The organism is Dactylosporangium sp. CS-033363 (assembly GCF_050942475.1).
Lineage (GTDB): Bacteria > Actinomycetota > Actinomycetes > Mycobacteriales > Micromonosporaceae > Dactylosporangium.
In genome coordinates, this window is record NZ_CP192032.1 from 3,165,506 (window position 1) to 3,184,812 (window position 19,307).

At 72.0% G+C, this 19,307-nt stretch carries 21 protein-coding genes and 2 pseudogenes; 11 read left to right on the top strand and 12 right to left on the bottom strand.

What is annotated here, in order from left to right:
* The first annotated feature begins 105 nt into the window (after window positions 1-105).
* Window positions 106-1,431 (top strand): MFS transporter, encoded by a 1,326-nt coding sequence (locus ACQPZ4_RS14635; protein WP_433060454.1) that lies wholly within the window; start codon window positions 106-108, stop codon window positions 1,429-1,431.
* Here ACQPZ4_RS14635 and ACQPZ4_RS14640 read toward each other — a convergent pair.
* Both ACQPZ4_RS14640 and ACQPZ4_RS14645 read right to left on the bottom strand, forming a co-directional pair.
* A complete protein-coding gene (locus ACQPZ4_RS14640; protein WP_433060457.1) occupies window positions 1,415-1,807 on the bottom strand; it encodes a nitroreductase family deazaflavin-dependent oxidoreductase in 393 nt (130 codons plus the stop codon). The genes ACQPZ4_RS14635 and ACQPZ4_RS14640 overlap by 17 nt on opposite strands.
* Before the next feature lie 68 nt (window positions 1,808-1,875).
* The gene (locus ACQPZ4_RS14645) at window positions 1,876-2,907 is read right to left on the bottom strand and encodes an FAD-dependent oxidoreductase (RefSeq protein ID WP_433060460.1); all 1,032 of its coding nucleotides are present in this window, start codon (window positions 2,905-2,907) and stop codon (window positions 1,876-1,878) included.
* Between the two features lie 58 nt (window positions 2,908-2,965).
* Here ACQPZ4_RS14645 and ACQPZ4_RS14650 point away from each other — a divergent pair, with 58 nt between their 5' ends.
* Window positions 2,966-3,526: a TetR/AcrR family transcriptional regulator gene (locus ACQPZ4_RS14650; RefSeq protein ID WP_433060463.1), complete on the top strand. Its 561-nt coding sequence runs from the start codon at window positions 2,966-2,968 to the stop codon at window positions 3,524-3,526.
* Here ACQPZ4_RS14650 and ACQPZ4_RS14655 read toward each other — a convergent pair.
* Complete coding sequence (locus ACQPZ4_RS14655) at window positions 3,523-4,188, bottom strand: CPBP family intramembrane glutamic endopeptidase (protein ID WP_433060466.1); 666 nt, start codon at window positions 4,186-4,188, stop codon at window positions 3,523-3,525. The genes ACQPZ4_RS14650 and ACQPZ4_RS14655 overlap by 4 nt on opposite strands.
* A 187-nt stretch (window positions 4,189-4,375) precedes the next feature.
* On the opposite strand from ACQPZ4_RS14655, the gene ACQPZ4_RS14660 reads away from it, so the two are divergent.
* The 4 genes from ACQPZ4_RS14660 to ACQPZ4_RS14675 all read left to right on the top strand — a co-directional run bounded on the left by ACQPZ4_RS14660 (window position 4,376) and on the right by ACQPZ4_RS14675 (window position 8,975).
* The gene (locus tag ACQPZ4_RS14660) at window positions 4,376-5,518 is read left to right on the top strand and encodes an endonuclease/exonuclease/phosphatase family protein (RefSeq protein ID WP_433060469.1); all 1,143 of its coding nucleotides are present in this window, start codon (window positions 4,376-4,378) and stop codon (window positions 5,516-5,518) included.
* A gap of 105 nt (window positions 5,519-5,623) precedes the next feature.
* Window positions 5,624-6,598 carry a hypothetical protein gene (locus ACQPZ4_RS14665; protein ID WP_433060472.1) on the top strand — a complete coding sequence of 325 codons (975 nt, stop codon included), beginning with the start codon at window positions 5,624-5,626 and terminating at the stop codon, window positions 6,596-6,598.
* Window positions 6,595-7,080: a hypothetical protein gene (locus tag ACQPZ4_RS14670; protein ID WP_433060474.1), complete on the top strand. Its 486-nt coding sequence runs from the start codon at window positions 6,595-6,597 to the stop codon at window positions 7,078-7,080. Before ACQPZ4_RS14665 ends, ACQPZ4_RS14670 begins: the two co-directional genes overlap by 4 nt.
* Complete coding sequence (locus ACQPZ4_RS14675) at window positions 7,077-8,975, top strand: DNA recombination protein RecN (protein ID WP_433060477.1); 1,899 nt, start codon at window positions 7,077-7,079, stop codon at window positions 8,973-8,975. The genes ACQPZ4_RS14670 and ACQPZ4_RS14675 overlap by 4 nt, the downstream gene beginning before the upstream one ends.
* Before the next feature lie 3 nt (window positions 8,976-8,978).
* Here the strand turns inward: ACQPZ4_RS14675 and ACQPZ4_RS14680 are convergent, their stop codons facing one another.
* From ACQPZ4_RS14680 to ACQPZ4_RS14690, 3 genes are all read right to left on the bottom strand, one after another.
* Window positions 8,979-9,608 carry a maleylpyruvate isomerase family mycothiol-dependent enzyme gene (locus tag ACQPZ4_RS14680; protein WP_433060480.1) on the bottom strand — a complete coding sequence of 210 codons (630 nt, stop codon included), beginning with the start codon at window positions 9,606-9,608 and terminating at the stop codon, window positions 8,979-8,981.
* Window positions 9,609-9,617: 9 nt separating this feature from the next.
* Complete coding sequence (locus tag ACQPZ4_RS14685; RefSeq protein WP_433060483.1) at window positions 9,618-11,531, bottom strand: PQQ-binding-like beta-propeller repeat protein; 1,914 nt, start codon at window positions 11,529-11,531, stop codon at window positions 9,618-9,620.
* 180 nt (window positions 11,532-11,711) lie between these two features.
* A complete protein-coding gene (locus ACQPZ4_RS14690; RefSeq protein ID WP_433060486.1) occupies window positions 11,712-12,113 on the bottom strand; it encodes a MarR family transcriptional regulator in 402 nt (133 codons plus the stop codon).
* 56 nt (window positions 12,114-12,169) lie between these two features.
* On the opposite strand from ACQPZ4_RS14690, the gene ACQPZ4_RS14695 reads away from it, so the two are divergent.
* The gene (locus tag ACQPZ4_RS14695; protein WP_433060489.1) at window positions 12,170-12,934 is read left to right on the top strand and encodes an alpha/beta fold hydrolase; all 765 of its coding nucleotides are present in this window, start codon (window positions 12,170-12,172) and stop codon (window positions 12,932-12,934) included.
* Here ACQPZ4_RS14695 and ACQPZ4_RS14700 read toward each other — a convergent pair.
* From ACQPZ4_RS14700 to ACQPZ4_RS14710, 3 genes are all read right to left on the bottom strand, one after another.
* The gene (locus ACQPZ4_RS14700) at window positions 12,925-14,160 is read right to left on the bottom strand and encodes a L,D-transpeptidase (RefSeq protein ID WP_433060492.1); all 1,236 of its coding nucleotides are present in this window, start codon (window positions 14,158-14,160) and stop codon (window positions 12,925-12,927) included. The two genes, ACQPZ4_RS14695 and ACQPZ4_RS14700, sit on opposite strands and share 10 nt — an antisense overlap.
* 172 nt (window positions 14,161-14,332) lie before the next feature.
* On the bottom strand, window positions 14,333-14,710 hold the full coding sequence (locus ACQPZ4_RS14705; RefSeq protein WP_433060495.1) for a DUF427 domain-containing protein: 378 nt from the start codon (window positions 14,708-14,710) through the stop codon (window positions 14,333-14,335).
* Window positions 14,711-14,720: 10 nt separating this feature from the next.
* A complete protein-coding gene (locus tag ACQPZ4_RS14710) occupies window positions 14,721-15,254 on the bottom strand; it encodes a TetR/AcrR family transcriptional regulator (RefSeq protein ID WP_433060498.1) in 534 nt (177 codons plus the stop codon).
* 101 nt (window positions 15,255-15,355) lie between these two features.
* Between ACQPZ4_RS14710 and ACQPZ4_RS14715 the strand changes: the two genes are divergently transcribed.
* The 4 genes from ACQPZ4_RS14715 to ACQPZ4_RS14730 all read left to right on the top strand — a co-directional run bounded on the left by ACQPZ4_RS14715 (window position 15,356) and on the right by ACQPZ4_RS14730 (window position 17,967).
* Window positions 15,356-16,552, top strand: coding sequence for an MFS transporter (locus ACQPZ4_RS14715; RefSeq protein WP_433060501.1), 1,197 nt, complete (start codon window positions 15,356-15,358; stop codon window positions 16,550-16,552).
* A gap of 62 nt (window positions 16,553-16,614) precedes the next feature.
* The gene (locus ACQPZ4_RS14720) at window positions 16,615-16,797 is read left to right on the top strand and encodes a hypothetical protein (protein ID WP_433060503.1); all 183 of its coding nucleotides are present in this window, start codon (window positions 16,615-16,617) and stop codon (window positions 16,795-16,797) included.
* Window positions 16,798-16,801: 4 nt separating this feature from the next.
* Window positions 16,802-17,434 (top strand): VOC family protein, encoded by a 633-nt coding sequence (locus ACQPZ4_RS14725; protein WP_433060505.1) that lies wholly within the window; start codon window positions 16,802-16,804, stop codon window positions 17,432-17,434.
* A 20-nt stretch (window positions 17,435-17,454) separates the two neighbouring features.
* On the top strand, window positions 17,455-17,967 hold the full coding sequence (locus ACQPZ4_RS14730; RefSeq protein WP_433060508.1) for a hypothetical protein: 513 nt from the start codon (window positions 17,455-17,457) through the stop codon (window positions 17,965-17,967).
* A gap of 237 nt (window positions 17,968-18,204) precedes the next feature.
* Here ACQPZ4_RS14730 and ACQPZ4_RS14735 read toward each other — a convergent pair whose 3' ends face one another.
* The 3 genes and pseudogenes from ACQPZ4_RS14735 to ACQPZ4_RS14745 all read right to left on the bottom strand — a co-directional run.
* On the bottom strand, window positions 18,205-18,720 hold the full coding sequence (locus ACQPZ4_RS14735) for a cold-shock protein (RefSeq protein WP_433066523.1): 516 nt from the start codon (window positions 18,718-18,720) through the stop codon (window positions 18,205-18,207).
* Window positions 18,709-18,900, bottom strand: a pseudogene (locus ACQPZ4_RS14740) (cold-shock protein); the annotation flags it as partial. The gene ACQPZ4_RS14735 and the pseudogene ACQPZ4_RS14740, both read right to left, overlap by 12 nt.
* Window positions 18,901-18,936: 36 nt before the next feature.
* Window positions 18,937-19,134: pseudogene (locus tag ACQPZ4_RS14745) on the bottom strand (cold-shock protein); the annotation flags it as partial.
* Between the last annotated feature and the right edge of the window lie 173 nt (window positions 19,135-19,307).

The window sequence follows — 19,307 nt, forward strand, 5'->3', positions numbered from 1 at the left end:
TGCTGTCGGGAAGCCGCTCCGGCTATTTCAGCGTAGAAGCGCCGCGCGAACAGTCGGGAACCAGCCAGGCGAATGGTCAACTGCACGCCTGGGTAGGCGGGGCTCATGACCTACGACCGCCGCCCGCTGGCCGCCCTCTGTCTCGGCTGGTTCATGGTCATCGTGGACATGATGATCGTCAACGTGGCGCTGCCGTCGCTCGGCCGGGACCTGCACGCGTCGGTCAGCGGGCTGCAGTGGGTCGTGGACGGGTACACGGTGGCCTTCGCGGGTCTGCTCCTGACCGGCGGCTGGCTGGGCGACCGCCTCGGCTCGCGCCGCGTGTTCCTGCTCGGTCTCGCGGTGTTCGGGGCGGCGTCCGTGGGCTGCGCGCTGGCGCCGGCGCTGGGTCCGCTGCTGGTTGCCCGGACCGTGCAGGGGCTGGCCGCGGCGCTCATGGTGCCGGCCTCGCTGGCTCTGGTGCAGTCCACGTACCCGGACTTTGACCAACGGGCGCGGGCGGTGGCCGGGTGGGCCCTGGTCGGCGGCGTGGCGGGGGCCGTGGGGCCGCTGGCCGGCGGCCTGCTGACGTCCTCCCTCGGCTGGCGGGCCATTTTCTGGGTCAACGTGCCGGTGACGGTGGTTGCTCTGTGGCTGGTGCGGCGATTTGTCGGTGCTGCGGGACCGGCCGGCCGGAATGCCCTGCCGCTCGATGCTGTCGGTCAGGTCTGCGGGGCGGCGGCACTGCTCGCGCTCACCGCGGCCGTGGTCGAGGCGGGCCGGACCGGCCTGCGCTCCGCGCTGCCGCTCGTGCTGGTCGCCGCGTTCGTGGTGGCCGCGGTCGCGCTGGTGGTCGTCGAGCGGCGCGGGCGCCGGCCGCTGCTGGACCGGCGGCTGCTGGCCGAGCCGACCCTCGCCGGGTCGCTGGGCGTGGGGCTGCTCATCAACTTCGCCTACTACGGCGCCGTGTTCGTGATCGGGCTGTGGTTCCAGCAGGAGGCCGGGTACGGCGCGCTCGCCACCGGCCTCGCCATCGCCCCGATCACCGCCGCCACGCTCGCCGGCACCTGGCTCGGCGGGCGCCTCAACCGCCGCCACGGCCCCCGGCGCGCCATGCTCGCCGGTCTTCCGCTGGGCGCGGCCGGGTTGGGCGGGCTGGCGGTGCTGGTGTGGCACGTGCAGTACACCTGGCTGATTCCGGCGTTGCTGCTCGGCGGCTTCGGCATCTCGATGAGCATGGTCGCGGCCACGTCGGCGGTCGTCGAGGCGGCGCCGGAGGGCCGGGCCGGCCTCGCGACCGGGCTGTTCAACGCCTCCCGCCAGGTCGGCAGCGCGCTGGGCATCGCGGCGCTGGGGGCGCTCCTGGCGGGAGCCGACGTACGGTGGGCGCTGCTGACGGGCGCGGCCGGCTATCTCGCGGCGCTCGGCCCGGCGGCTATGACAGGCGGATGATCGGCAGCTTCCGGGACGTCTTCTTCTCGTACCCCGCGAACCGCGGCTGCGCGGCGATGATGCGCTGCAGCGCCGCGTCGCGGTCGGCCCCGGTCAGCTCCTGCGGCGTGGCCCGGCGCTTGTTCCCGCCGTGCTCGATCCAGACCTGGTCGGGGTGGGCCTTGAGATTGTGGTACCAGGCCGGGTTGCGCTCGGCCCCGTTGTTCGAGGCGACCACCAGCCAGGCGCCCTCCCCGTCGGCGAACCGCGCGACCGGCGAGACGCGCTCCTTGCCCGACTGCGCCCCGACGGTGGTGAGGTAGAGCAGATCCATGCCCGCGAACCGGTCGCCGGTGCGCTTGTGGATCCCGATCATCAGGTTCTTCATCATCCCCATGCGTCGATTCTTCACCCGCGTCCCGATCGCCGCAGGAGTCACAAGTCGGGGAATCGGCGGGACATTTGTCATCGCAGTACCGTCGAGAAGCGGCGCACCAGCGCAACGTATCCGCGCCCGGCGAGGCCCGCGGGCACCATCCGGGCGAGGGCTTTCGTGATCGGCCCGGCCGGGCGATTGGTCCGCTCGCTCGCCGCCATCTGCGAGACCAGTCGCACCGGCGGGGTTCGCAGCCGTCCGTAGGCGCGCAGGTCGCCGTCGCCTGCGAGGGTCCGCCGCAGCGTCCAGGCGTCCTCCAGGGCCTGGTTCGCGCCCTGCGCCTGCGACGGCGGGAACACGTGCGCCGCGTCCCCGATCAGCGCCACCTTGCCGGCGCCCCAGGCCGGCTCGTGCAGCAGGTGCGGGAACGAGCCGAGCCCGGTGAGGTTGGCGAGCACCTCCGGCACGGGGTCCGCATACCCCGCGAACGCCGCCGGATCGAACACGTCCCCGCGCACGTCGAACCACCACTGCGCGAGCCCGTCCCCGGCCGGCATCAGGCCGACCAGCCCCGCTTCGCCCACGATCAAAAGCCCATCCTTCGCCGGTACCGTCGACAGCCCCTGAAACGTCGTCCAGCCGTTCCACGCGGCGGGGTCGCCGTTGCGGACTCTGGAATGCGCCCCGTCGGCCCCGACCACCACGTCGGCCTGCAGCGTCCGCCCGCCGACGACGACGGTGCCGTCCGGCGTGGCTGACTCGACCTTCTGGCCGTACTCGACGGGGATGCCTTTCGCGAGATGCGCGATCAGCCGCTCCCGGACCACGGTCGTCACCGGGAACCCGGTCGCTTTGCGCAACACCGTGAGATCCATCCGGCTGACCCGCCGCCCCTTGTCGTCGCGGATCTCCAGCGCGTCGATACGCGCCCCGAGCCCCTCGGGCAGCGGCACGCCGAGCCCGTCCAGCGCCGCGGCCCCGTTGCTGTAGATCGTCACGGCCGCGCCACCTCTGCGTGGCCCGTCGGCCGCCTCGAGCACCCGCACGGCGTGCCCGTCCGCGAGCAGCCCGTGCGCGAGCGCCAGCCCACCGATCCCGGCCCCGGCGATGATGATGTCCATCGGCGCTTCTCCGTTCACTACGATCGTTGTACAACGGATGGTGTCATAAACTCGGGGCGTGCCACCACCCAACGACCGCCGCCGGGCCGCCATCGCCGACGCCGCCATCGACCTGCTCGTCGAGGCGGGGGTCCACGGCGTCACCCACCGCGCGGTCGACGCGCGGGCCGCCCTGCCCGCGGGCACCACCTCGAACTACCTGCGCAGCCGGGAGGCGCTGCTGGTCGCGGTGACCGAACGCGTCGCGGAGCTGCACCAGGCCGACATGGCCGCCGCGGTCGTCTCGGGCGGGACCGCCGAGGCGCTGATCGCGGCCTCGCTGCTGCTGTCGGCCACCACCCACCGCCGCCGGTACCTCGCGATCTTCGAACTCCACCTCGAGTCCCTCCGCCGCCCGGCCCTGGCCGACGCCCTCGGGCGGCTGCAGTCCTCGATGGCGGCGTACACGATCGCCCACCATGCCGAGGCGGGGCTGAACATCCCGCCGGGGGCGGTGCCGGCGCTGCTGACGCTGTACGGCGGGGCGCTCTACACCCTCGTGACGGCTCCTTCGGGCACGGTGACGCCGGAGCTGACGGGGGAGCTGGCGACCGCAATCGTCCGCGGCGCGCTGGGCTAGTTGCCGAAGTTGGTGCCGTGGTAGAAGTAGCGGCCCAGGCCGACGGTGAAGATCAGCAGGCCGTAGGCGGCGTGCTCGACGCAGACCGTCAGCAGGGAGCGGGTGCGTTGGTAGCGGCGGGCGAAGAGCCAGCCGCCGGCCAGGGTCAGCACGACCGCCACGGGGTTGCCGAAGAGCAGGTGGGCCAGCCCGAACGAGACCGCGCTGACGGCGGCGGCGATCTTGTCGGTGCGCAGGATTCTGCGGTACCGGTGGAGCAGGAACGCCCGGAAGAGCAGCTCCTGCGGATAGACGGAGACCACGGGGTAGGCGACGACGATCAGCGCCCACAGGCCCGGGTTGTGCCGCGGCAGGTCGAAGAGGTGCTCACGGTCGAAGACCCAGACGGCGGCGACGGCCAGGACGGCGGCGAGCGCCCACAGCCGCAGAATGCGCGGCAGCTCCGGCCGCAGCGCCTCGGGCCGCCACAGGTCGCGCCGGTCGAAGCCCGGGCCCTCGGCGCCGGTCGCGTCGGCCTCGCGTTGGCGGCGGGACTCGCGGCGGAAGTAGAACGCCACGGCGATGGTCAGCACGAGCAGGATCGGGATCGGGCCGCCCGGGATTTTGACGAAAGCGAACGCCACGGGAAGTACGAAGAACACCAGGATGAACTCGGCGACCATCCGGGGGACGGTGTCATCCGCAGGTGACGATCTACCCCTACTCTCGTGTCTGATGCGCATCGCCCGTCACAACGTCGAGGACCCGCGGCCGTTCTGCCCGGCGATGGCGATCGACTCGTACGCTCGTGGACGATGCGCACCGTGGGCGACCGACGGCGGTCCCGCGATGGTGCGGTGTTGAGGGGGTTTGGGTGGAGCGGAGCTCCCCCGAGGGAGGGGACTCAGCCTGATGCGCATCGCCAGTTACAACGTCGAGAACCTGTTCAACCGGGCCAAGGCGCTGGACCAGCGGACCTGGGCCGACGGGCGGCCGGTGCTGGAAGCGTTCGCGCGCGCCGGAGAACTGCTCGAGGAGCCCGTCTACACCGATGAGGTCAAGCGGGAGATCCTGCGTGAGCTCACGAAACTCGGGCTGCGCAATGGAGACCTGGCCAAGTTCGCGCGGCTGCGGCAGAACCGGGGGCGGTTGCTCAAGCGGGCGCGCGACGGGCGGGTCGAGGTCATTGCCGGCGGGCGGGCGGACTGGATCGGGTGGGTCGAGCTGACCTTCGATCGCTGTGAGGAGCAGGCCTTGGTGAACACGGCCCGGGTCATCCTGGAGCTGCGGGCCGATGTGCTCGGGGTCGTGGAAGCGGAGAGCCGGCACGCGCTCAAGCGGTTCACCGAGGGTGGGCTGCGCGGGTTGTACCGCCACATCCAGGTCATGGACGGCAACGACGAGCGGGGCATCGACGTCGGGGTGATGTCCACCGAGGACTTTCCGCTGGCCGTGCAGCGGACCCATGTCGACGACGTCGACGAGCAGGGGCGGGTGTTCAGCCGGGACTGCCCGGAGTACCACTTCGCGTTGCCCGGACGCGAAGAGCGGCTCGTGGTGCTGGTCAACCATCTCAAGAGCAAGGGGTACGGGGGCAAGGTCGCCTCCGACAGCACCCGCCGGCGCCAGGCCGCCCGGGTCGCCGCGATCTACAAGAGTCAAGCGACGCCCTACGTTGCCGTGGTCGGGGATCTCAATGACACGCCGGACAGTGAGCCGCTCGCGCCGCTGTTGCGGGACAGCGATCTGCGGGACGTGTCGAAGCATCCCGCGTTCGACGATGCCGGGCGGCCGGGGACCTACGGTTCCTGCACGGCGCGTAACAAGCTTGACTACGTTCTGCTGTCACCGGCACTGTGGGCGGCGACCACCGGCGGTGGGATCTTGCGCAAGGGTGTTTGGGGAGGTCGCAACGGGGTGCTGTGGCCGATCTACGACACCATGACCAGGGCGGTCCATGCCGGATCGGACCATGCGGCCATCTTCGCCGATATCGATCTGAACAAACTGTGATCACACATCAGGTGAAATCTACGCTCACAGTAGCGGTAGTATCGCCGCGCGTGACAATCTGGAAATAGAAGATCACGCAGGTCGGGGGTCGGATGCGGAGGGGAGATGACGGCGACAGCGACATCGACCAGCCTTGCCTCCGGCGAGCCTCCGATCAACTTCGCCGCGCATCAGGTGCGGGCGGGGAACATCGCGGGCGCGCGCGATGACTTCGAGCAGATGCTCGCCATGCTGCTCGCCGCGATCTACCCCGGCGCCCGGGCCATCAGTGCCAATCCCGGCGACTGGGGGATCGACATCCTGCTCGGTGAGCTCTCCGGGCTGGTCGTGATCTGGCAGTCGAAGTACTTCTGGCCGATCGTGACCCGCTCGCATCAGGGGCAGATCCGGGAATCCTTCGACTCCGCCGTGGCCGCCGCCGCGCGCAACGGGTACCGGCTCGCGCAGTGGGTGCTGTGCGTGCCCGCGAGCATGGACGCGCCGACCGCGCAGTGGTGGGACAACTGGAAGGCGCGCCGGCAGCGGGAGACCGGGGTCCAGATCGAGCTGTGGCACGAGAACGTGCTGCGCGGCCTGCTCGTCAAGCCGGACTGCGCGCATGTGCGCCGGCACTACTACGACCCGTACGTCGCGCAGGCGGGGCCGGCGCGGGCACAGCGGGTACCAACGCATGATCTAGAACCTGAGGACGATGCGGCGCTGGAGGGTGCGCTGTTCGTCCGGCAACTGCGGGCGGCGGGGCACGTCGAGGTCGGCGCGGCCAAGCGCGAGTACTTCAACGCCGACCTCCTGGCGCGCGAGATCCTCGACAAGCGGGTCGACCCGGAGCTCGCCGCGCTGGACGAGGCCGACGGGCTCGTGCACGGCATCTGGGAGGCGGGCTTCAACGACCACGCGGGCCGCCACCCCGGCAACGCGCTGCTGCCCGGCCTGCACTCGGCGGTGATGCGGGAGATCCGGGAGTCGGGCGCGTTCCCGGAGCTGCTGCGGGCCGGGGTGGTGCACCGGTGCGGGCTCATGCACCGGGTCGTCGAGCAGCGCCGCGCCGGCTGGGTCACGCACTGGCGGGAGCTGGTATGACGCCCGACGATCTGAGCGCCTTCCGCCGGGCCCGGCTGTTACTCGTGCTGGCCGCGGCCGGTGAGCCGGTCGACGCCGAACGCCTCGGGGTGTACGAGTTCCTCGCCGGGCAGCCGCTGCTGCTGGCGAGGGCCGACGACGATCCCGACCGTACGGCGCTGCGGCTGGCCGGCTTCGACGACCGTACCGTCGCCTATGCCAGCCCGGCCCAGCGCTACGTCACCGCGCAGCTGAGCCTCGGCCGTGATCTCGCCGCCCTGGTCAACCGGGGACTGATCGCCGTCACGGTCGCCGGCCGGGTGAAATATGCCCTAACGGAGGAGGGAACGGGCATGGCCGGGCGATTCACAGCGATGTATGCTCAGTCATACATCACAGCAGTGCGCATCGTCGTCCGGCGACTCCGACGCCTCAGTGGTCGTAAGCTTCGAGAGAACCTGCGACAGTGTCTCCTCCCCGTCCCAGTCAAGGACGTGCCATGATCGGCTTGCGCACGCAGGGCATCCGGATCAGGCGGCTGCGCCTCCACGGAGACGACCGCGACTACGACGTCGACTTCCGCGCCCCGGGCGACACCCCGCGCCCGCTCTCCGTGCTCGCCGGCGCGTTCAGCACGGGCAAGACCACGATCCTCGAGTTCGTCGACTACTGCCTGGGCGCCAACGACCACCCCCGGCACCCGGAGATCACGCCGAAGGTCAAGTCGGCGACCCTCGAGGTCGAGCTGTCGGGCTCGCCGTACCTCATCGAGCGGGCGGTGGGCGAGCCGTCGATGTTCGCGTACGTGCGCGCCGGCCGCCTCGACGAGCCCGGCGCCGCCCCGCGCGTGCGGCGCACCCTGCGGCCCGCCGGCCACCCCGACAGCCTGTCCAGCCTGCTGCTCTCGCACTGCAAGCTCCAGGGTGTACGGCTGTCGTTCGATACCGACGACCCGCTGAGTTTCCGCGACCTCATGTGGCTGTGCTTCCTGCCCAACGAACGGCTCGACGGCAAGGACCTGCTCTTCGAGAGCGTCCCGATGAAGCACCTCAAACTCCGTCAGGTCGTCGACGTGGTCTTCGACGTGCACGACGACCACACCGTGGAGATCGGCCGCCGGATCAGGTCCGTGGAGACCGAACTGTCGGCGGCGCGCACCGCGTACCGGGCGGCCGAGCAGCTCGTCGAGGACCAGCACATCGGTACGAGACTGGAGCTCGAAGCCGTTTCCCAGGCGGCCAAGGACGAGCTCGCCTCGTGCGCCCAGTCCCTGGCCGGCCTGGACACCCGCGCCCGCGCCACCACCGCCTTCGCCGCCGACCTGCGCGAGCGGCACCGCGACGCGTCCCGGTCGGCGCTGGCCGCGTACAACGAGCTGCGCGACCGCGAGACCCAGCTGCAGCGGATGGTCCCGTTGCGCGGCTCGTACGCCGACGACGTCTCGAAGTGGACCATGCTCGCCGAGGCCGACCGCCTCTTCGAGACCGGCTCCGGCGTGTGCGCCTCCTGCGGGGCCGCGCTCACCCCGTCCGACGAGCGCTGCCCGGCCTGCCGCTTCCCGGTCGGCCCGGTCGACGTCTCGGGCGAGCTGCGCTCGGCCAAGACCCGCCTGGGCGAGATCACCCGGCACATCGAGGACCTGGAACGCGAGATCCCGCACCTGCGCGCGGCCGCGTCGCGAGCCCAGGACGCCGAGTCCCGCGCCGCGGCCGAGGTCGACGCGGCCACCTCGCACGCGGTCACCCCGTTCCTGGCCGAGCGCGACGCGATCGCCCGCCGCCGCGAGGAGGCGTCGGCGTCCCTGCAGCGCGCCGCCGACGGCCTGCGCCTGGTGCAGAGCCTCGAACGCCGGGCCAACGGCATCCTGCAGATGATGGACCAGCTGGAGGCCGACCGCGACGAACTGGGCGCCGCCGGCACGCAGTCCCGCCGCGCCGACCGCTCCGCCGTGGTCCGCCGCGTGAGCGGGCGCTATGTCTCGATCCTGGCCGAGTTCCGCTACCCGAAGCTCGCCGATGCCTACCTTGCCGAGGATTTGACGCCGTACGTGCGGGGCGAGCCCTACACCGCCGCGTCCTCGGGCGGGCGGACGCTGATCGCGCTGGCCTGGCAGCTGGCGATGTTCGAGACCGCCTGGGAGAGCCGCTCGTCGCACCCGGGGTTCCTGCTGCTGGACAGCCCGCAGAAGAACCTGGGCGCCCTCGGGGACCTCGAGGACGGGCAGACGATCGAGCGCATCTACCGGCACATCGAGGACTGGCTGGCGGGGCGCGGGGTGGGCGCCCAGATCGTGGTGGCCGACAACGCCCCTCCGCCGACGGCGGCGGACGATGTGATCGTGCGGTACTCGCGGCGCCCGGATCAGCCCCCGTACGGCCTCATCGACGACGACTTCTGACGCTCAGGCGGAGTCGCGGGAGCGGAGCGTCTCCACGCCGGGGCCGGTGAGCTCGTCGAGGAACACGCTCCGGCCCGCCATCGCCATGGTGAGCGCGAGCGTCGTGCCGGTCACGAGGGGTCCGTCGCCGGCCGTGAACGGGCCGTCGGTGGCCTCCAGGCGCAGGCCCTCGATCGCGGTGCGGCTGGCCACGGTGAAGTTGCGGGCCGCGAAGAACCGGGCGACCGCGGTCGTCGCGTCCACGGACGGCGTGCCGGGCAGCCCGAGCGGGCGCCGGATGTCCTGGCCGTGCACGACGACCTCGCCCAGCCAGGCCGGCAGGTGCCCGGACGCGGCGGTACGGCTCGTCACGACCGCCCGGAACCGCGCCAGGGTCTCGGCCGGGGTGGCGCCGCGCTGCTCGTCGAGGCGGCGGCGGTTGTGCTTGTCGGCGTTGAAGCCCGCGCCCACCATGCTGCGGATCCAGCGGAACTGCCCGATGCCGGCGGCGGCGGTCAGGTGGGCCACGACCTCCTCCACCGTCCACTCGCCACAGAGCGAGCGGGTGCGCCACTGGTCGTCGGTCAGCGTGCCGAGCTCGTCGGCGAGGGCGGCGCGCTCGGCATGGATGGCGGGCCAGAGATCGTCGGACACCGCCCGAGCCTACTTCGGCTTCGCGCCGCCAGAAGCCTTCGCGCCGGCGGAAGCCTTCGCGCCGGCGGAAGCCTTCGCGCCGGCGGAAGCCTTCGGCTTGGCCGACGGCGTCCCGGAAGCCCTGGGTGCGGTCTCGTGGGCCGCGACGATCACGGTGCCGATGCGCTGGACGCCGTCGCCCTTCACGATGTCGTACCGCCTGATCGCCGAAGCCTCGTCCGTGCCCGCCCACAGCACCTGCACCCGCAGCGTGTCCCGGTCCTTGACGGTGGTGAACGTGCAGGTGGCGGCGTCGTCGCGGTGCGCGGTCGCGCGCTGCTTGCCCAGCCGCTCGGCGACCTCGGCCGGGGACAGCACGCCGCACGGATCGGGCCGCTCGACCGCGCCGCCGAGGAAGCCGGCCGGTTGGTCGACGGGGCGGATGCGGTACCAGGAAAGGTTGTCGCCCTCGCTCACCAGGACGGCGGAGCCGCGCTGGGGCACCGCGCCGGCCGGCAGCGTGGTCGCGAACGGCTCGGAGACGCCGTGCTCGCCGACGCCCGAGACCGCCGTGAACGGGACCGGCTGCGGGGCGGGACCGACCGCGTAGAGCCGGCCACCCTCGCGGACCAGCGCCCGCACGGTCCGCTCGGCGCGCCACAGCTCGCGCCCGTCGGCCAGCGCGAACGCCTCGAGCGCGCCGTCGGTACGGTCGACGCTGCCCCCGGACTGCGCCACGATCGCCACGTCGCCCTCCACGGCCAGGTCGCAGAACTCGGCGCACCCGTCGCCGTCGCGCTGGGCCAGCTTGCGGCCGTCCGGACCGTACACCTGGAACGTCCGCGCGCCCCGGACCAGCGTCGCGCCGTCGCGGACCAGCAGGCCGAGCCCGCCGTCGTCGGCGTTCGGGTCGAGCGTGGTGCGCGAGCGCAGGGCCCCGCTGCGGGCGTCGCGGATCTCCAGGCGGTCCTCGAGCCGGTCGTCCACGGTGCAGGCCAGCCGCAGCGCGGTGGTGCGCCCGTCGCCCGCGGTGGCGCGCAGGTCGCAGTCCTCGGGCAGCGGCGCGCTCCACAGCCGCCCGCCGTCCCCGGCCGCGACGGCGTTGATGGTGCCGGGCGCGGGCGCGTCCCGGGTGGCGACCGTGGCGGCGTCCTCGTCGGTGTGGCCCAGCCGCGATCGGCCCGATCCCCGCTCGTCCGCCTTGGCGCTGACGCTGGGCGACGCGGACGGGGACGCCGAGGCCGACGGCGTGGGCGTGGGATCGGCCGGGCGCATCTTGTGCGCCTTCGGGGTCGCGCTCGGCGACGTGGCCGCGTGCGGCCCCCAACTGGCCGACGGCGTGGCCTTTCCCTTCTCGGTGCGGTCGGCGTTGCGCGCGTTGCCGGACTTGGCCGCCTTGGGGGCGTCGCGCTGGTCGGCCCACTGCGTCGGCGACGCGTCCTCGGCCGGCTCCCCGACCAGCAGCGCCGGCCCGGCCGCCATCGCCTCCGAGCGCGCGGTCAGCGGCATCCGCCAGCGGACCGTCCCGGTGCGCGTGGACAGCGCCGTGAGCTCGGCCTGCTTGGTGTCCCGGTGGTACGTGTTGACCAGCACCGACCCCGCGCCGAGATCGCTCTGGGACCACAGGACCGTGCCGAACTCCGCCGACCCGTCCAGCTGCCGCCGCCAGCGCACGATCCCGGTGTGCGCGTCGACGCCGGTCAGCTGGGTGCCCGCGGCGGCCTGGGTGACCAGGATGTCCGCCGTCGGGTCGTAGCCGACCAGGTCGCCGGCCCTGGTCGCGAACGAGGCGCCCCGCACGACGTCACCGGGGCGCAGGCCGCCGGTGGTCGCGGCGGGCGTGTCGAACGCCGGCTGGATCGGCGGCTCCGGATGGGCGGCCACGCTGGCGGTCAGCACCGCCGCCGGCACCACCAGCAGTCCCGCCGCGGCATATGGCCTCACGAAGTCCCCCGTTTTGAAAGCACGTCCCTATCAGGCGTGAAAGACGCTAAATCCGGATATTTCCGGACACACGCACCGACGCGTCGGGTTCAGCCCCACGGGCCTTGCGATCATGCACAATACGCTCCACAGCGGGATTTTTCCGACATGTCGGCATTTAGGCCGTCACCAACGGCCGCATCACGCCAGCAGGTGCCGCCGGAGCGTCTCCAGGGCCGCCTTGACCTCGGGCAACGCCTCCGGGTCGGCGAGCGCGCCGAGCAGCACGTCGTCCGCCGGCGACGCGTGCACGACCAGAAGCGTCTGCGCTCGTACCAACGTGCGCCGACGATCCCGCGGGTCCGGCGCGGTCGCGACCATGCCCCGCTCCTGCAACCGCGCGATCGAGGCCGACACGTGGCTCTGGGGAAAGCCGGTCCGCTCCGCGATCGCGCCGACCGAGCTGTCCGGATGCGACGACACGTCCATGAGCACCGAGCGCACGCTCGCCGGCAGGGAGTCGTCGTCGCCCAGGACCGGCATCGCGGATCCCGCCAGCTTCATGAGCGTCCGGCCCAGCATGAGCAGCTCGAGTGCGTTCACATCAGGAACGATACAACAGACTTGATGTATCAGAAGTGATGCTTTACGGTCGCGGCATGTACTTCAGGAAGCAGGGAACCGGCGGGCCCATGCTCGTCGTCGTGCAGGGCGGCGACGGGGACGCCGACGCCTCGCCCGCGCTGGTCGAGGAGCTGGCGCGGGACCGGACCGTCATGACGTACGACCGCCGCGGTCTTTCCAGAAGCCCGGCCGGGGACGGCCCGGTGACGATCGAGTCGCACACGGACGACCTGGCGCTGCTGCTGGCGACCCAGGCGAGCGGGCCGGTCGACGTGCTCGGGATCAGCATCGGCGGGTTGATCGGGCTGGACCTGGCGGCCAGGTACCCGGGGCTGGTGCGGGCCGTCGTGGCGTACGAGCCGCCGCTGACGCAGCTCATGGACGATCCGGAGCCGTTCGTGGCGCGGCAGCGCGCGGTCGAGGAGGCCTTCCGGACCGGGGGCGTCCCGGCCGCCATGCGGCACTTCCTCGCGCTGACCGGGCTGGACCTGACCGACCGGGAGCCGGGCGTCGAGCTCCCGCCGCCGGACCCCGGGCGCGCCGCCAACCTGGCGTTCTTCCTCACCCACGACGCCCCGGCCGCGCGCCGGTTCCGGCTCTACGAGAGCCCGCTGCTCGCCGACCTGGTCGTCCCGGCCGCCGGCGCGAGCAGCCGCGGAAAGTTACCCGCGGCGCCGGTCGAGGCCCTGGCCAAGAAGCTCGGCCGGGACCTCGCGGTGTTCGAGGGCGGCCACAACGCCCACGTGCTGCGGCCGCGGGCGTTCGCCTCGACCCTCAGGGAGCTGCTGGCCTACCACTGACTCCAGGGCAGGCTCCAGTCGCCCAGCCCGTCGGTGAGCGGCAGGTTCTTGGGCGTGTTCTTCACCTCGACCACGTCGCCGACGTCGAAGGTGTCGTAGAACCACTGCGCGTTGGCCGGGGCCACGTTGATGCAGCCGTGCGAGGTGTTCGCCTTGCCCTGCTGCGGGATGTTCCAGTCGGCGAGGTGCACGTACTCGCCGGAGAGGGAGATCCGGCAGGCGAGCTTGATCTTCTCCTCGTAGTAGTTCGGGTTGCTCTTGTCCGTGATGCCGTAGCTGGCGGAGCTCATCGTGACGAGCGGCTCCTTGGTCATCAGCACGTGCACGCCGGAGCGGGTGAAGAAGTCGATCGTCTCGCCCTTGGAGCCCTTGGTCTCGCCGCCCTTGCCCATGCTGACCGGGATCTTCTTGACCATCTGGCCGTCGATCCAGCACTCCATCTGCTTGGTGTTGGAGTCCGCGATCGCGATGCGGGACGGGCCGATGGAGAAGTTGGCGCTGGAGTTGCCGCCGCCGTAGACCCCGTTGCCCAGGTCGACGCCGAGCAGGTTGACGCTGACCTTGACCGTGGTGCCCTTGGCCCAGTACTTCTCCGGCCGCCAGTGCGCGCTCTGGCTGGTGACCCAGTGCCACTTGCCCTCGACCTCGGGCGAGGTGGTCACCTGCATCGCCTGCTCGGCGGCGTCCTGGTTCTTGACGGCCTTGTTGAAGAACACGATGACCGGCTGGCCGACGCCGTAGGTGCCGCCGTTCTTCAGCGCGAGCATCGGGTTGGCCTGGAAGGTGGTGCTGGCCACGGCCTTGGGCTGCAGCGTGGTGAAGCTGCTGCTCTGGCTCACGTCCTTGCCGTCCGCGCCGGCGCCGGCCACGGTGACCGTGTACGTCTGGCCGTAGGCCAGGGCGCCGCTGGAGGTCCAGTTCTTCTTGTCGTCGGAGAGCTTGCCGTCGAGGTTCTTGCCGCCGGCCGCCACCGTGACGGTGTTGAGCGTGCCGTTGTCGATGGCGACGGTCACCTGGCTGGTCGGCGCGACGTCCTTGGTGTCGGCCGCGGGCGTGATGGTGACGGTCGCGGGTGCCCCGCCGCCGCCTCCGCCGCCCCCGTCCGGACCGGGCGAGCCCCCGCCGGTCCAGGCGGCCTTCCCCTTGTTCCCGTCGTTGCACGCGGCCAGCGCGGCGGCCGCGGCGACTCCCGCGCCGGCGGCCAGCATCTTGCGGCGACTCAACATGTCTCGTGCCCTCCCCGTTCGCGAACGGTACTCAAGGGGAGCCGCCGAGCAAAACCCCCGTGTGGTATTGCCCGCAATGTCCGAACGGCGCGGCCGTGCGGTGCCCGAGGGTTAGACGAGCGGGGAGGGCATTTCCGTTTACAAGATCTTTTTCGTTGTCGCGGAGAACCCGTCAGGAACCCGACACCACGGTCACTTCGAGGCGGTCGGTGTAGAAGGCCACCCGCCCGGCGATCGGCGACACGGCGTCGTACGGCTTCTCGTAGCTCCACACGGCGTTGTCGACGGTGCCGTCCGGCGTGACGACGGAGTAGTAGGAGGCGTCCCCCTTGAACGGGCAGTACGTGCTGTGGTCGGTGCGCTCGAGCAGCTGCTGGTCGACGTCCTCCATCGGCACGTAGTACACGACGGGGTAGGTGGACTCCTGCAGCGCCAGGGCGCTGGTGGTGTCGGCGACGACGTGCTCGCCGGAGCGCACGACGACCCGCACGTCGGACGGCGTGACGGTGATCGGGTGGTCGGGGCCGGGGATCAGATGCGGACGACTCATGCGTCCAACGCTATGCCCGCAGGAGTTTGTCGACCAGGCGGACCGGCAGCTCGTCGTCGAGCGTCCAGGGGAGGTAGATCACGCGGTACACGAGGGGGCCGATGAGCCCGTCGATCAGCTCGTCGGCGCTCAGGGCGGCCGGCTCGCCCACGATGGCGAGGCCCTCGGTGCGCCGGTTGCGCAGGCACTCGGTCTCCTCCTCGCCCGCGCTGGCGCTGCCGCTGCGCAGGAGGGCGGCGTTGATCGGCTTGCGATAGTGCTCGACGATCTCGCGGGCCCAGGTGATGAGGTCGGCCCGCAGGTCGCCGGTGTGCGGCAGTTCCCGCTCCGGGTCCAGCCGGTAGGTCGCGATGTCGTTGAGCATCGTCGCGGCGTCGCCCCACCGCCGGTACACGCTGGTCGGGTTGACCCCGGCCCGCTCGGCGACCAGCGGGATCGTCACCTTCTCCGCCCCGCGCTCGCGCACGAGCTCCTCCACGGCGTACCGGATCGAGGTCAGCACGGCGGCACTGCGCCCGCCTGGCCGGCGTACTGGGGCAGACATGGTGTGACGCTCCTAACTAAAGCAACGATATTTGCTTTAAGCGAGGCTGGGTGGCGTTAGCTTCAGCGTAACGCAAAGACCTTTGCTTTAGGAGTTGCGCGATGACGACCGCATCACTGGTTCAACGGCGGACCCTCCCCGCCGGGGTGGCCTTCACCGGCGCCGCGCTGGCGTTCGGGTCGCTGTACCTCGCCGCCGGCGCCCCCACCCCGCTGCTCGTGCTCTTCGAGCGCGAGTGGGGCTTCGCGCCGTGGGTGCTCACGGTCGCCTTCGCCGCGTACGCGTTCGGCCTGCTCGCCTCGCTCGTCGTGGTCGGCTCCCTCTCGGACCACGTCGGCCGCCGCCCGGTGCTCATCGGCTCCCTGGCCGTCGAGTTCGCCGCGATGCTCATGTTCGTGTTCGCCCCGAACATCGGCTGGGTGATCGCCGCCCGCATCGTGCAGGGCCTCGCGACCGGCGCCGCCAGCAGCGCGTTCACCGCCGCCCTGGTCGAACTGGCCCCCGAGCGCCACAAGCGCCTCGGCGGCATCCTCGGCGCCGTCGCCCCCGCCGGCGGCCTGGGCCTCGGCGCGCTGCTCACCGGCGCGGCCGTGCAGTTCACGCACCAGGCCAACCTCATCGTCTTCACCAGCCTCACCGCCATCATGGCCGTCGGCACCCTGACCGCGGTCCTGTCGCGGGAGACGGTCAGCCCGCGCCCGGGCGCGCTGGCGGCGTTGAAGCCCCAGGTTTCGGTACCGCACGCCGCCCGCCCCGACTTCCTCGCCGCCGCACCCGCCCACCTGGCGTCCTGGATGCTCGCCGGCCTGTTCATGGGCCTGTCCCCGAGCATCCTGCGCGACGTCTTCCACCACAGCAGCGGCCTGCTCAACGGCGTGACCGCGTTCATCCCTCCGGCCACCGCGGCCACGGCGGCGTACTTCTTCAGCCGCCACCCCGCCCGCAAGGTCGTCCGCCTCGGCACCGTCGCCGTCCTGGCCGGCACCGCGATCGTGCTCATCGGCATCGCCGCCGGCGTGCTCCCCCTGCTGCTGCTCGGCGGCCTCATCGGCGGGGCCGGCTTCGGCGCCACGTTCTCCGGCTCCCTGCGCGCCATCGGCCCCCTCGCGGAGGCCCACCAGCGAGCGGCCCTGTTCGCGGCGGTGTTCCTGGTCGCCTATTTGAGCTTCGGTGTACCGGCAATCGTGGCCGGACAGCTCGTCGCCCCGCTGGGCCTGCTGACGACCGTCCTCTGGTACGGCGCCGCCATCATGCTCGCCGCGCTGGTCGCCCTGGCCGCGCAGCTGCGTTTGCCTTAGGTGAACTGGTCCCCGTGCCGATGGCATGGGGACCATGAGCCGCACGTCACGGAGGACAGCGCATGCGCATCGGCGACTCGATCACCTTCAGCGTTCCCAACGCGGGCGCCCCGGTCGACCCGGCCGCCCGCAAGGCCCAGGTCAACGCCCAGGCCGACACCCTGAGCCAGCTCATGGGGGCCAAGCACGGCGGCAAGGTCGCCGCGAACCTCAGCGACGGACAGGGCGTAGACCTGTATATGTAACTGGGTGACCCCGCTGACCCGTGCCGCCGCCCAGGCCGCCGTAGCCGACCTGGGCTGGCGGTACATCCTCGGCACCCTCCGCGCGACGGTGCCCGTGACCTCCCTGGCCGAGGCCGCCGCGGCCGCCACCGCCTGCGCCGCCGGCCTTCCGGCCAACCTGTTCATCGACCTGCGCCCCGACCGGGTGCTGCTGACCATCACCGACTTCACCACGACCGGCGTCGCCCTGGCCGGACGCCTCACGGAGGTCCTCGCCGAGCTGGACCTGGCGACGGTACCGGCACAGACCCAGCAGCTCGAGCTCGCCATCGACGCCCTGGACATCGCTTCGGTACGCCCGTTCTGGAAGGCCGCCCTCGCCTACGCCGACACCCCGGACGGCTACGGCGCCGCCCTGATCGACCCGCTGGGCCTGAGCCCGGCGGTGTGGTTCCAGCAGATGGACGCGCAACGCCCCCAGCGCAACCGCATCCACATCGACATCTCCGTGCCCCACGAGGAGGCCGAGCCCCGCGTGGCGGCCGCACTCGCCGCCGGCGGCCGGCTCGTCGCGGACTCCCACGCCCCGGCCTTCTGGGTCCTGGCCGACGCGGAGGGCAACGAGGCCTGCATCACCACCTGGCAGGGCCGCGACTAGGCCAGCCACGGCATGCCGAGATGACCAGCTTCCCCGCGATCGCCCGCCGGGTTCGTGACGAACGCCTCGACCCCCGGCAACGCCGCCTGCACCTGCGGAACTGCGTCCACCACTTCGCGCCGTACGGCTTCAACGCCACGTGGCATCACCTGGCAACCGCGCACCGCATCGAGGCCGATCCCGCGTCGCTGGTCCGAGCGCTCGCCGAACTCGAGGCGGCCCGTGCGCTGGTGCTGCCGAGGGCGGTCGCGTTCACCGCCCGGCGGCGCCTGCAGAAGCGGGAGGGCCGGCGCACCCCGGCGACGCTGCATCCCTGGGATTCGCGGGGCTGCCACGCCATCGCCTACTGCCCTGACCCACAGCAGCATCCGGCGGAGCCGCTCCCGGTCGTGGTGCGCCGGGTGCTCGACGCCTGCGCCGCGGGGGTTGACCCGGCCGGCCGGTGCCTTGTCTGCGGCGCCGACGATCGACGCCCCCTCCGCGCCTGCCGCCACTGCGGCGTCCTACCCGGCGGCCGCGGCAACCCCCTCTGAAGCAGGAGCACGGCTTTGGATCGCGAGCTATATTGACCAGGTCCCGCAGGACGCCATACAGGTCCTGGTCGAACTTCGGCATCTGCTGGGCAAATCGTGGCCGTTCTCCGACCTCCGCACCATGCTCGCTGCCCAGCCGATCCACGTCGCGACCCGGGATCTCGCCGAGCAGGACGACCTTCTGACGCTCGAGCTCTTCGGCGCCGGGACGCCGGCGCGGTGGCGTCTGCATCGGTGTCAGAGGCGCTCCACGCGGTCGGCCTGCGGGCCCCGGTCGCTCTGACGCACCGTGTACCGGACGTGGTCGCCCTGCTGCAGCGGTTCCGACCCGGCGATCACGGATACGTGGACGAACAGGTCGTCGCCTCCGGCGTCCGGGGTGATGAACCCGAACCCGCGGTCGCCGTCGTAACGTGCGACGACGCCGTGGCCCGCGCGTGCGGGCACGCCCTGTGACGGCGCCTTACTCCTGGTGGGTGGCGGCCCGGGCTCGGCCCCTCGGACCAGCTGCACGTCGCGGGCCTGCGGGCCCTTGTCGCCGCTGACCACCTCGTACGCCACGCGGTCGCCCTCTGTCAGCCAGGTGAGGCCCTCGGCCAGGGACCGGGCGTGGACGAAGACGTCCCCGGCGCCGGAGTCGGAGGCGATGAAGCCGAAGCCCTTGTCCTCGTCGTACCAGGAGACGGTTCCGTCCGCCCCGTCGGCACCGCCTGCCGTGGCGGACAGGCCGGCCCCAGGACCGAGCGGGATCACGTGCGCGGCCTGCGGGCCGCGCTCGCCCTCGACGACGACGAAGGCCACCCGCTGCCCGTCGCTGACCACGCCGCCGGTCACGATGGCCGAGCTGTGCACGAAGATGTCGGGGCCGCCGCCGTCTGGCGATGCGAACCCGTACCCCTTGGTCGGCTCGTACCAGTTGACCGTGCCGAGCAGGCCCACGGCACCGCCGGCGGCCTGCTCAGCGGTGACGCGGACGTGCAGCGCCTGGGGACCGCGGTCGTTCTTGCCGGCCTCGAACTCGACGGCCTGGCCCTCACGGAGCACCTTCGAGCCGCCGTCCCCGACGATCTCGGAGGCGTGCACGAACACGTCTGGTGATCCGTCGTCAGGCGCGAGGAAGCCGAACCCCCGTTCGGCGTCGAACCAGCGGACGATCCCGTGCGGCATAGGAAAACTCCAGATCGTTAGAGCGGCATTGCTCCCAGTCTCGCTGACGTCGTCGTACCCGGGACCACCGGGACCGGCCACGGTCAGTCGGTTGCAGGAGTTCGTAGGCGGCCAGGACGCGGGTGGCGGTCAGGCCGGTGCAGCGTCCGCCGAGGCCGGCCTTGGTGGCATGG